General features: G+C 31.1%; 14 protein-coding genes. 2 read left to right on the forward strand and 12 right to left on the reverse strand.

Going from position 1 to position 12201, the window contains the following annotated elements; all coding sequences use genetic code 11:
- Positions 1 to 5: 5 nt before the first annotated feature.
- The 3 genes from ASD98_RS14355 to ASD98_RS14365 are packed head-to-tail and all read right to left on the reverse strand — an operon-like array spanning position 6 to position 2624.
- On the reverse strand, positions 6 to 629 hold the full coding sequence (locus ASD98_RS14355; protein ID WP_056205777.1) for a hypothetical protein: 624 nt from the start codon (positions 627 to 629) through the stop codon (positions 6 to 8).
- Complete coding sequence (locus ASD98_RS14360) at positions 626 to 1624, reverse strand: hypothetical protein (protein ID WP_056205778.1); 999 nt, start codon at positions 1622 to 1624, stop codon at positions 626 to 628. The genes ASD98_RS14355 and ASD98_RS14360 overlap by 4 nt, the downstream gene beginning before the upstream one ends.
- The gene (locus ASD98_RS14365; RefSeq protein WP_056205779.1) at positions 1617 to 2624 is read right to left on the reverse strand and encodes a hypothetical protein; all 1008 of its coding nucleotides are present in this window, start codon (positions 2622 to 2624) and stop codon (positions 1617 to 1619) included. Before ASD98_RS14365 ends, ASD98_RS14360 begins: the two co-directional genes overlap by 8 nt.
- A gap of 140 nt (positions 2625 to 2764) precedes the next feature.
- On the opposite strand from ASD98_RS14365, the gene ASD98_RS14370 reads away from it, so the two are divergent.
- Entirely contained in the window at positions 2765 to 3793 is a 1029-nt protein-coding gene (locus tag ASD98_RS14370) for a hypothetical protein (protein ID WP_056205780.1), read from the forward strand.
- Between the two features lie 108 nt (positions 3794 to 3901).
- Here the strand turns inward: ASD98_RS14370 and ASD98_RS14375 are convergent, their stop codons facing one another.
- The 9 genes from ASD98_RS14375 to ASD98_RS14415 all read right to left on the reverse strand — a co-directional run bounded on the left by ASD98_RS14375 (position 3902) and on the right by ASD98_RS14415 (position 11616).
- Positions 3902 to 4741, reverse strand: a complete 840-nt coding sequence (locus ASD98_RS14375; protein WP_056206512.1) for a DUF4249 domain-containing protein — start codon at positions 4739 to 4741, stop codon at positions 3902 to 3904.
- Positions 4742 to 4746: 5 nt separating this feature from the next.
- Positions 4747 to 7359 carry a TonB-dependent receptor domain-containing protein gene (locus tag ASD98_RS14380; protein WP_056205781.1) on the reverse strand — a complete coding sequence of 871 codons (2613 nt, stop codon included), beginning with the start codon at positions 7357 to 7359 and terminating at the stop codon, positions 4747 to 4749.
- Positions 7360 to 7461: 102 nt separating this feature from the next.
- Positions 7462 to 8310, reverse strand: a complete 849-nt coding sequence (locus tag ASD98_RS14385; protein ID WP_056205782.1) for a FecR family protein — start codon at positions 8308 to 8310, stop codon at positions 7462 to 7464.
- Between the two features lie 12 nt (positions 8311 to 8322).
- Positions 8323 to 8532, reverse strand: coding sequence for a hypothetical protein (locus tag ASD98_RS14390; RefSeq protein WP_056205783.1), 210 nt, complete (start codon positions 8530 to 8532; stop codon positions 8323 to 8325).
- A 46-nt stretch (positions 8533 to 8578) separates the two neighbouring features.
- Complete coding sequence (locus ASD98_RS14395; protein WP_056205784.1) at positions 8579 to 9100, reverse strand: RNA polymerase sigma factor; 522 nt, start codon at positions 9098 to 9100, stop codon at positions 8579 to 8581.
- A 279-nt stretch (positions 9101 to 9379) separates the two neighbouring features.
- Entirely contained in the window at positions 9380 to 9610 is a 231-nt protein-coding gene (locus tag ASD98_RS14400; RefSeq protein ID WP_056205785.1) for a hypothetical protein, read from the reverse strand.
- Positions 9611 to 9728: 118 nt separating this feature from the next.
- Entirely contained in the window at positions 9729 to 10031 is a 303-nt protein-coding gene (locus ASD98_RS14405) for a putative quinol monooxygenase (RefSeq protein WP_056205786.1), read from the reverse strand.
- A gap of 90 nt (positions 10032 to 10121) precedes the next feature.
- Entirely contained in the window at positions 10122 to 10916 is a 795-nt protein-coding gene (locus ASD98_RS14410) for a type 1 glutamine amidotransferase domain-containing protein (RefSeq protein ID WP_199866304.1), read from the reverse strand.
- 130 nt (positions 10917 to 11046) lie between these two features.
- On the reverse strand, positions 11047 to 11616 hold the full coding sequence (locus tag ASD98_RS14415; RefSeq protein ID WP_056205787.1) for a Crp/Fnr family transcriptional regulator: 570 nt from the start codon (positions 11614 to 11616) through the stop codon (positions 11047 to 11049).
- Positions 11617 to 11810: 194 nt separating this feature from the next.
- On the opposite strand from ASD98_RS14415, the gene ASD98_RS14420 reads away from it, so the two are divergent.
- Positions 11811 to 12167 (forward strand): hypothetical protein, encoded by a 357-nt coding sequence (locus ASD98_RS14420; protein ID WP_056205788.1) that lies wholly within the window; start codon positions 11811 to 11813, stop codon positions 12165 to 12167.
- The last annotated feature ends 34 nt before the right edge of the window (positions 12168 to 12201 follow it).

The following is a 12201-nucleotide window of genomic DNA, read 5'->3' on the forward strand; positions in this document are numbered from 1 at the left end:
TGATATTATTTTGTCTTTTTAAATGTTTTATCATCTAAACCTGAATCAGATTTTAGTATTAATTCGTTAGAATTCTTTATTTCAAAAATTAACTCTCTGGCAACACCCATTTCTGTTATTTCCCATTTTTTATTTCCGTTTTCCAAAGCTTCTTTGGTTGATGTAATAACTGGTAAAACCGGGTTTTCTAATATATCTGAAGCATCTAACTCTATATTTACCTTTAATGAATTCTCTTCCAATGGCTCAACCTGAACATTTGCAACAAAATAACCAGGTTCATAGCCTTCTCTGACCTCATCAAATAAATCTGTATTGCCGTAAAATAATCCGGTTAGTGCTTTCTCAACAATTTCTCCTTTTTCATTTTTCTCTTCCCACGCATATCCTTCAAAATCAGTAATACTATTAGTATCCACTTTTTTCAAAATTAAAAAAAGACTTTCCTTTGGATTTGCTGCATTTATATATTCGTATTGACCTATGAAATTACCTAGCTGATCTTTATTGATCGGTTGAACTTTATCTTTAATTTCTTTTGGTGTAATTTCTTTTGTTTCTTTCTTTGGCCCTTTACAGGCGCATATTGAAAGAAATAGAAAACAAATCATTATTCTGACTTTTATCATTCTTTATCCATTTTTATCCAATCATTGATAGTTCCTTCGCCGCCAATTCCTTTAATAAAAAACTCATCTTCTTCTTTTTTTATTAAATAAACAGGACTTAATTTTTTGCAGCGATCATCTTCTCTATCATAATACAATTCTAAAATAGTATCATTCTGTATTCCTTTATACTCGCCTTCGCAAACAAAATCTCCTCTAAAAGCTTCATATTTTAAATCAATTTTATTTTCTGTAATGGTAAAATAATAAGTTGTATGACCTTGTCCATCATTAGTATATTCTCCGTCTGCTTCAGCTTTAAATTTACCTTGAAATTCTTCTGCAATTGATTTACTATCTTTTAATTTATAAGATAATAATATGTCCGTAAAAAGTTCTATTCCTTCTTTTTGGATATTTCTGCTGAAAAGCCTTTTTATCAAAACCCATTTGTTATTTTCATATACATAAAAATAATTATAAGCATCGTCTTTCAGTTTAAAATCTCCTAAATCACAATCAAAACACTCTGTCATTGCTTCTGTAGGTAGAAAATTAACAAGAATGTAATAATCATTTGATTCCCGTTTTAAAACTTCATCTGCCCGATCACTTAACAGTTTGATATTCTTATTATTACCCTTAAATTGAGCAAAAAAACCAGTTGAGTTATCGGTATCCCAATAATCCCGAGTTAATCTTGATTTTCCAACATAGGTAACAGTAAATGACCCTAAATTTTCATCAAAAAAATAATATGAAGGAAATGAAGGCGAATTGCCCTGGAATTCAAAACCGTACGTTTTATATTTTTCATCCAAAAAATCGACAGGAGCTGTTGTATAATCTTTATATACCGTTGCAGGAATTTTAACCTCATCATTTTTTTGAGTTTTTACAGCTGTTTTATTACGAACTTCTTTCGTTTCATTTTTACAACTATTCAATAAAAATAAAAGAGCAAATAGCTTTATACAATTCTTCATATTTAAAAATAAACTTTTTGAATTAATCACCTATTGAAGCAAATGCTGCAATTTCTTTTAAATCTATATAATACTCTCCTGCTATATCCGAAGTTTCATCTTCTTCTATATAGATTTTTACAAAATATCTTTTTTTGCCTTCTTTTTTTACAATTTTAAACTCTCTCAAATAATAAAAAAGTATTGCATGATCATTAAATGAAACAGGCTCAAAATTATTCAAACTATATAATAGTATCTTAACATTTTTCTCTAAATTCAGTTCGCCTTGATCAATCAAAATTGCTTGTTTTTTGTAATCGAAATTATCAAAAGGTTTTACAAAATTATCATTGTCAATTTTTGCAAATAAAAGATCTGTATTGAATAAATTCATGGCATAATTAAACTCCTCAGTTTCATAGTACTCTGATAATTTGCTGGAATTTTTAGCAACTTCGTAGGTTGTTTTCTTATTATAACATTCTAAATAAGATTTATTTTGCTCTGTGAAAAAAGTACCAATCAGGAAATTATTTCTGTCAATTGTAACGTATGAATAAAAATTTGGCCCGCCAGAATTATAATCTTCTTGGGTCATTTCTATATCATGATTTTTATAGGTTTCATAACTAGGTTTATAATAGGATACTTCTTTTATAAATCGTATTTTATTGTCTTTTACAAAATAATGAACTGTATCGTATTTCGTAGGAAAGTTAAGGGTTCTGGCTTCTTTTAACCCCATTAAACAATAGCAGTCTTTTGTAAAATAACTGTTATAGTTTTCTTTTTTAGAAAGTAATTCTAAATCTGAACCGGAAACGTATAATTCTTGATTTTTATAGAGAATTTTAGAAACTCCTTTTATACTGTCGAAAGAAATAACTTCAATTTTTGCAGCATAATTTAAATGATCTGTTTTTTGAGATAAATCATTATTAGCAAATAAATCTGTTCCTTCAAAATTTGCTACAATTCCCGGAGAAGTTTTAATGTTTGTCTCACTTTCCTTTCTACACGAAATAACAGCAATTGAAATAAGAAACAAACAGAGTATTTTTTTTATCACGTTTTGTTTTTCAGTAAATCTAGCAAATTTTATTTACCAATGAAAAGACATTCTATAGGATATTTTTTAATTCTAAAATAATTTTTATCTTGCCGATAACCTAAAACCTGAAAACTAAATTGAGCGCCATTAATACCAAACTAGCCATAATTCTTTTATCTTCTATTATGCTGCATTCTTGCAAGAAAGAGGAAAAAATTTCGAATCAAAAAGTAAACAAGGAAAATATACAATCAAAGATTAAAGAAGATAATGACGAAACAGTAAGAACGGTAACTTTATTTTCTTTTAACAATGAGAATAATACTGAAGTGATTAAAATATCTGGCAGCGATGCTGGCGATGAAGATGATTTTTATCTTGGCGGTGCAAAAAATATAATAATAGCTTCAAAGTATAAAAAAAATCTTGAATTGATTAAAAATGATACTTTGGTAATTAGTGAATATAATCATGTCGTAATCGACCCAAAATACACTTTAAGAAAAAAAATTCAAGGCGTAGATTATTTTCTATTTGCGATAAAAGAATCTCCTTTAGGAAACGGTGATCCCGAAATATACCTAAGTTTTATTATGCTAAATACGAATAGTCTAAAATTTTATGCCTTAAAATATATAGGAGAATATACTTTAAGATCGGGAGAGTTTGTTGATGGTGAATTTACAAAAGATAAAATCTTGGAATCTAACACTGCAGTCTACAATGAATTATATCAATTTGGTGCTAAAAGTAAATGGATTTACAAACCAACTGAAGAAGAAAAAGACATCAATTTTTATAAGAATTTTGAAGAAAAATGGAATGAAGACAATTATCCCGAGGGAAAAGAAAGTTCTTACCCAACTATTGTAAAAAGCACTTATTATGGTGAAAATTTATTTGAATTTAATGGTGAATATGATAAAGATCAAGTAATTGAAAATAACGATTTTAAGATTGTTTCCTATTTTCGAAACAACATTATAGGATATGATAAAAACAAAAAATTATATTTCCCAATTGCTGTAGAATCTTGTCATGTTGGATGTGATAAGGAAATAAAATTTATATCTGAAAATGAGATTGAAATTTCACACGAAACGGATTCAGAACGACCTGATATTATTAATTTGAGTAATATTGAATTCGCAAATAACCAGTTTTAATATCATTTAAATACTGCTAATTAATTGAAATAGTACCATAAAAAAACATCTGACACTAAATTTCTTTAATGCCAGATGCTAGCGTACAAATCAACCTAATTAAAATCTTTATTTTACCAAGTAAGAAACTTTATCAGCTTCACAAAGCCTGAAATAACCAAAGGCAAAATTATTGGCATCGGTAGTGTTTACAATGTTTCCGCGAATATTACCCGGAGGAATTGAAAAGGGACTTCCACCATATATTTCTAAAAGTAAGTTCATATAGTTATAAAAGTTTTTAGAAATTCCGCGATGTGTAATATCGACTGTATTTCCTGCTTTCATATCTTCATGATTGAACCTTGTTGTTATTTCATTTCCGTTAAAAAAATCATCGTCTGTAAGTTCATATTCCGGATAAATAAGGAATTCACTTTTATAATCTGAAAGATAATAGTTCACCTGATCAGCAGGATCTTTATAATAAAAAGTCAGTTCTATAACATCCTCTCCGCCAAAATCAGGAACAATCGCTTGCTCTACTCTATCAATTGGTGTTACAGAAGTCAGCTTTTCAGTTGCTGTAAGACTCTGGCCTTCTGCTTGTACATAAAGCGTATAATCGGCATTTAAAACAGGAATAAAATTAGTACACACATAAATACCCGGTTCTGTTTCATTAAAAGTAAAAACTGTTCCGGTGCTGTTTTCAACTCTTACCTGCGCCCCTGAAACTTTTGGTGTAGTGTTATTATAATAGGGAGCTGTTTTACTAATTTTTATGGTTTGTTCATTACCAGCGGTTCCTTTAAACCATAAAATCTCAGCATCTACTACTATTCTTGTCTGCCCTGTTTCTAAATCAAGATTTACGACATCTTCACAAGATGATAAAAACAGCACACAAAATAAGCTGAATAAAATTAGTGCTTTACTTTTAAAATTATATTTATTAATCCTTTGCATACTCATTAAAATTTAAAATTATAAGAAATTCCAGGTACTATTCCGAAAATAGAAAGTCTTCTGGTTTCATTTGCTCCCGTGTCTTCATTTGTTGCAAACGTCATAGAAGCTGCATTTTTTCTATTGTAAACATTATAAAGACTGAATACCCAATAGCTCTGCCATCCTTTCTTTTTATCTGGTTTAGGCGTGTAAGTCGCTGCTAAATCTAAATGGTGGAAAAGCGGCAGCCTGTTTTCATTTCGAAGTGAAAAATTCGGAATATTGATTCCGCCAAATTCATAATACCCATTTGCATACGTTACCGGCTGACCAGACTGCAAGGTGAAATTAGCGTTAAATGACCATTTTGGATTGTATTCATAACTTCCTACAATACTCAAATTATGCAGTTTATCATATCCTGACAAATACCAGTCACCATTTGCAATTCCGGGTTCATCAGGAGTTCTTCCCGGTGTTTTTTGTTCTGCTCTTGATAAAGTATATGAAACCCAACCAGTAAAATTTCCTGTATTTTTTCTAAATAATAATTCCATACCATACGATCTGGCTTTACCATTTAAAATAACCTGTTCTATATTGTTATTGGCCAATATATCAGCACCGTCAATGTAATCGATACGGTTTTGTATCTTTTTATAAAATAACTCTCCTTCAAAAGAATAATCGCCGTCTCTAAAATTTCTAAAATATCCGGCCGCATATTGATCCAGCAATTGTGGTTTCGTAAACGGACCGCTTGGTGTCCAGATGCTTGTTGGCAATGGCGATTGTGTATTAGATAAGATATGAATGTACTGCGCCATTCTGTTATAACTTGCTTTTACAGAAGCATCATCATTAAAAGCATAAGATAATGCCACACGCGGCTCAAGATTATCAAAACTGCTTATTTTTTCTCCCCTTCCGTATGATATACTTCCTGTTGGAGTACCTTCCTGATAAATATGATATAACGGATTAAATACTACTGATTTTCCATCTGCATAAGTATTGATCGTTTCATTACCTAAACGATAAAACATACTATAACGAAGTCCGTAACGAAGGTTTAATTTTGGAGTGATTTGATTCTCAAAATCAAGATAAGCAGATGTTTCTAAAGAATATTTTTTATCCAGCTGTTTGTAATTAAAATCCGAATCTGAGCTTGTAGGCTGAACTGTGCCGGGATTAAAATTATAATACTGACCGTCAATTCCGTAGTTTAATTTAAATTTATCTGTTACAATATGATTCCAGCCATACTTAAGTCCGTAAGTTCGGATATTATTGTTCCAGTCAAAATCTTCTTGTTGTAAACCAAGGTTAAATCTATAATCACTGTAAAAAACAGCTAAATTAGTATTCAGGTTCTCCGAAAATTTATGTTTCCAGCTTAAAATTCCCATTGTGTTTCCGTAAGTACTGGAAAAACGGTCATTTATATCAAAAACATCATTTCCAAAATATCCGGAAAAAGCAAGTGTATTATTGGCTCCCAATCGATAATTAAACTTAGCATTAATATCATAAAACATAGCCGAATTATTATTATCAGCCAGTTTTAAAAATAAATGAGCATAAGAAGCACGACCTGCAATAAGAAATGAACCAACATCTTTTTGTATAGGCCCCTGCACTAAAAGACGGCTTGAGATTAAACCAATACCTCCGTTTACTTTGAAATTTTCAAAATCTCCGGTTTGCTGCGTTACATCAAGAACAGAAGAGACACGTCCGCCAAATTTAGACGGAATTCCACCTTTATATAAATCTAGTCCGTTTACAACATCGGCATTAAAAATAGAGAAAAATCCAAACATATGTGAGTCACCGTATACCGGAGCACCATCCAGCAGAATTAAATTTTGATCTGCAGCACCACCACGAACGTTAAAACCAGAAGAAGCTTCTCCTGCATTTGTCACTCCAGGTAATGTTAATAGTGATTTTAAAGGATCCGGCTCGCCCATTGCAACAGGAATTCGCTTAATTTCTGCCATCGAAAGTTTGTTCACACTCATTTGAGTATTCCTTACATCAACAGCTTTACTATTGGTTACAATTACCTGCTCCAGCTGCTGGCTGTCAGATTCCATGTTGAATTTTATTCTTACATCATCGTCAACTGTAATCTGCCTTTCTTTGTTTTTTAAACCCACATAACTTACGACAAGATTGTAAATACCTCTGTCCAGTTCTATATTAAACGTTCCATTAATATCTGTTGTAACACCGGTAGAAAGTTCTATGATGAAAACATTAGCACCAATTACGGGCTCTCTGTTTTCATCAAGAACCTGTCCTGTCAGTTTATTTTTTTTTTTAGCTGTTTTAACGGCTTTTTGTTTTACAAAAATATTACTGCCTACAATTGAAAATTGAATCGATGTGCTTTTATTTAATTCATTAATAAGCTGCTTGATTTCGATATTATTATACGTGTTTTTTTGAGTAAAATATCTTTGGCTCGTATTAATTTGATCTGTAAAGGCAAATTTAAAATCGGATTGATTTTCAATTTGTTTAAAGAATTCCTTTAATGTTACCGTTTGATCTACAGTTACCGTGACGTTTTGAGAAAATACTCCCCAACTGAATAAAAAAAAGCACGCTGAAATTATATGCTTCATGAAATTTTGTATTTTTGAATATTATTAAATGGAATAGTTTTATACTATCCTGACTATAGGAAGGATGTTTTTAGTTTCGCGGCTAGTGCATCCTTTTCTTTTCTATTGAAAAGTAACTTGTTTTAATTTTTCATTTACTTCATAGTTTAGGTTATACATTTCTGATATTAATTGGATAATCGTATTTAAATCTTCTTTTTTATTGATACGCACTGTGATTCGCTGGTTTTCGTATTCCTGCGGCATAATTACTTTATAACCGTAATTTGATTCAATATAAGAGCTTACATCTGTTAGCTTTTGATTATCAAAATCTATAAATCTGTTGAATTCAGTAACCAATGTGGTTTTGTTTCCATACGTAAATTTTTCGCCTGGTTTTAGTATCCATTTTTCATCCAGATCTTTTACATTCATCTGAACACTTCCTTCATAAAGTTCAACAGTTACTTCTTTTTGTGTATATCCTTTTACGGTAAAAGAAGTTCCTAAAACTGTAGTTGTCGTTTCGTTACAAAATACCTGAAATGGATGTTTTTTATCTTTCGTTACTTTAAAATAAACTTCTCCCGAAACTTCCACTTTTCTGTTTGCTGCAAAATTACTGGCGTAAGCAATTTTAGAATTCGGGCTTAATTCTACTCTTGAACTATCTGGCAGGACAGCCGTTTTCATTATCGAAGTAGAATTTTCTATTACGTTTTCAGTAAGCTGAATTTCATTGCTTACAGGATTGCTGCCATTAAAATAAAGCCCTGTTCCTATAAGAACAAAAATCAAAACAGCCGCAGCTGCCGCAAAATAACGCCAAGAGTTATTTTTTTGCTTTTTTGGAGAAAATGCCTTTGCCTGGAATTGTTCCCAAGACATCTCTTTTTCATTATCAGAATGTGAAACAGGGATTTCGTCCCATATTTTTTTTAATTCCTCTTCTATTTTCTTTTCGTCCATGTCTTTAGTGCGTTAAAGTTTTTGACAATAAAATCCTTGTTTATTAAAAACACCATACACCATTTCTTTAATCTCTCTGTTCGTTTCGATTTTTAGAATATGATTACTATCATCTATCTCAAAATCCATTGAACAATCAGAAATGATAAACCGAAGAAGCACTACAATAAAGCTTGCATCTTCCTTGGTTTTAACATCAGTTTTATAAGACTCAATATGCATTTTTTGTTTCTGTTTATTAGTATAACAAACGAGAACAAAAAAGTTCCTAATGATCTTCGATTTTTTTTCTAATAAATTTACTGGCGAGGTAAATATGATTGGCAATTGTTTTTTCAGAAAGGTCTGTCATTGCCGCAATCTCCTTATAGCTAAGGTTTTCCAGTTTGTGTAAAGTAAATATTTTTTGCTGCTGTTCAGGAAGTAAATTTATGAAAGCATATAGTTTTTCTTTTCTTTCTTCAAAAATTACGTCATCATAGTCTTCATTTTCGATTTCAATCTCCGAAGTGTTGAGCTGAATTATTTTATTTTCTCTGTTAACATGATTAATGATGATGTTCTTACAGATAACAAACAGCTGTTTATCAAATAAAACTCCTTCATTAAGTAATTCTCTTTTATTATAAAGTCTTAAAAAAGTTTCCTGAACAAAATCCTGCGGGGTAAGAACTGTAAAATTAAATCGTCGGGCAATGCTTATCAGTTTATCATAGTAATTTAAGTAAGCTTCTTTGAAAGAAGCCTCGTTACCATTTTTTAAACTTAATATAAACTTTCTATTGTCCATAACGTAAATATGATCCTTAGTCTTAACTCAATGTTCAAAATAATATTGTACACGGTTTTTTATAGCTAAGACTGTATTCATTTTTTTTAGAACTGCAAAGAACAGAAATTTATTCTAAAATTATTTAACAGAAAAAATATAGTTTTAAACAAGCTGCTATCAAAATCAATATTAACTGTTAAATTATAGCTTTGTTTGAAATTAACAGGCATAAAAAAAACCGCATTAAAACGGTTTTAATTTTAAGATTATAAAAGTATTTGCTTTTACAAAATTGGTCTATTTTTTAGGCGTAGTCGCATCTCCCGGCTGTGGGTCACTTTCTTCATTACCTTCATTGGCTCGAGTTGTACCCTTTGTTCCCGTATTTAATGATGTACTGTCACCTGCTTTTATAGCATCCGAATCTGTTTTTAATGCACTTCCTGAAGAAGAACTTGTTTTACAGGAAACCGATAGTGCTATTAAAGCAATGCATACAAGTAGTTTTGAATTTAATATCGTTTTCATAATTAATTTTTTAAGTTTATAATAAAGCTTATCAAATTTAATTATTAGGTATTTTATTATGTTTCAACATTATAACTTTTTGTTACACAATTAAATACAGAAAATTTCAATATTCTCCTTATTGTATTGGCGAAGTTAAAATTATATTTCTTTCGTCTAAAAGTGGTACAATCTGCCCTAAAACTAAATTCTGAAAATGTGCAGTATTTCGATGTTCTGTTACAGCAGATTCGCTCACATATCCTTCAAACAATACGATTGTATTTAAATCTGTAATGCTTTGGTGAATTTTATAAAACAGGTTGCCGCTTTCTTTAATACTTTCCTCGTGAACTGTTTTTAATAGCTGCAAAACATTTTCAATTTGACCTTCTTTAACTTTCCATGTTGCAAAAACATGAACTGGATTATGATTTTTCATTTTTTTCTTTTGATTAGATAATTATTATTCTATTAACTAAATGATATTGACCTCTGCCAAGTTTTGGAAGAGGTCAATAAAATCAGCCTATTATTTTTTAGCCGTTTCTAAAATAGCAATCATTTTTTCTGCTACTCCTCTTGCTGATGCAGGGTTTTGACCTGTAACCAAATTTCCGTCGGCAATACTATGTGCTGACCAAACTGCTGCAGCGTGGAATTTTGCTCCTTGTTTTGTCAATGCAGATTCTAATAAAAATGGTACATCGGCAATGGCGTAACCTTTTTCTTCTTCATCTGTAAAAGAGGTAATATTTTTACCATTTACCAAATAAGATCCGTTACTCAGTTTTACATTTAATAAGGATACCGGACCGTGACAGACAGCGCCAACAACTGCATTGCGTTCGTAAGTTTCTTTAATAACTTTTTTAAGAAGTGCATTTTCAGGCATATCCACCATTGGTGCTAATCCGCCGGGAACAAAAATGGCATCGTAAGTACTTACATCAACATTAGATAGTTTTACTGCTTTTTGCATTGCTTCCCATCCTTTTCCTGTCAGGAAGGCAAGATTATCCGGATCACCCGCTAAATTAAGGGCATCTAAATACGGGGTGTCTCCCGTTAAACTTGCAAAATCAATTTGATAATCTGCTCTGTCAAATTCAGCATAAGGATGCGCTACTTCAGGAAGAAAAGTTCCTGTTCTTCTGTTATTTGGACCAATTGAATCTGCATTTGATACAATAATTAAAATTCTCTTTTTCATTTTCGTTTCATTTTTGTGGGTTGTTTTTTCTTCCGATACTTTGTTTTCTTTTTTAGTTTGTGCAGTAGCTGCAAAAAAGGAAAGCGCCATTGTTAACATCATAATTTTTTTCATCTGTATAATTTTTTGATTGGTTAATGAATTATTTACAAGGCAAATTTATATCGGCTTCCCTCCTGAATGCGAGGAGGCAAGTCACAAAAAAAGTGTGACGGAAATCACACTTTGAGAGGTTTTAATTATGCTATTTACTGCTGGAGTAAAGCCTGCTAAGGGTTTCACGGCTTACTCCCAGATATTCTGCAATATATTTTTTTGGAATTTTCTGCATTAAATTGGGGTAAAGGTTTGCAAATTCTTTATACCGCTGCTCCGGATTATTAGAAAGTAATGAAATAATTCGCTGCTGAAGGGCAATATATCCTTTGGTTAATTTAACCCTAAAAAAATGTTCCATTTTGTGTAATGCAATCGAGAGTTTTTCTCTTCCTTCCAGCGTCAGGCACAAAACTTCTCCTGCTTCCATACAAACAACATACATGTTTGCGGGCTTTTGATTGAAATAGGCAATGTAATCAGACATCCACCAGTTTTCTGTTGCAAACTGCACGATATGTTCTTTTCCGTCATCATCAAGATAAAAAACCCTGAAAATACCGCTTACAATAATATATTCATACTTTGCTTCGTCGCCCTGGCTAATCAAATATTGATTTTTTAAAACCTTCCGTATTGTAAAAAATGGTTTAATCGATTCAAATTCTTCATCGGTAACCGAAATAATTTCTTCAATATGTTTTCGTAGTTTTTCCATAATTCAATTTTGCAAATCAAAGATATAAGATTTATTGCTCTTCGTTATTGCTAATTGATAAACCTTCAATGATAATTAAGTAATTGTTTGCTAAAATAGTATAAGAAAACATGCTGCCTATCGGAGTACTTTTGAGTTAAGATGAAAACTTAAACTAAGATTTCACTTCTAACTTAATTTTTAAAACATTCCGTATGACAACAGATAATAATAGATCTTACGATCAGGACGATAGTAATTTCACAAATGACAATCAGAGTTATGTTGATCAATATCAGCAAGAACACATTGGCGATCAAAATAATTTTGAACAAGCTTATTCTTTAAATGAAGAACAGAATTATCTGGATAATGAATTTTCGAATGCGCTTGAAAGAGATGATCAGGAAGATTTAGAACAGGATTTTGACGAAAGTGAATTAGAAGAAGATGATCTGGATGAAGAAGAAGATTTAGACGAAGATGATCTTGACGACGATTTAGTAGAAGATTATGATGAAAATGATCGTGAGCCGGAAACTTTTGCTGATGATGCGTATAAAATTGATTAATCTGAAAACTTATAAAGTGCTTTATCGAAAGATG

This window comes from Flavobacterium sp. Root186 (assembly GCF_001428525.1).
In the GTDB taxonomy this organism is placed as follows: Bacteria; Bacteroidota; Bacteroidia; order Flavobacteriales; family Flavobacteriaceae; genus Flavobacterium.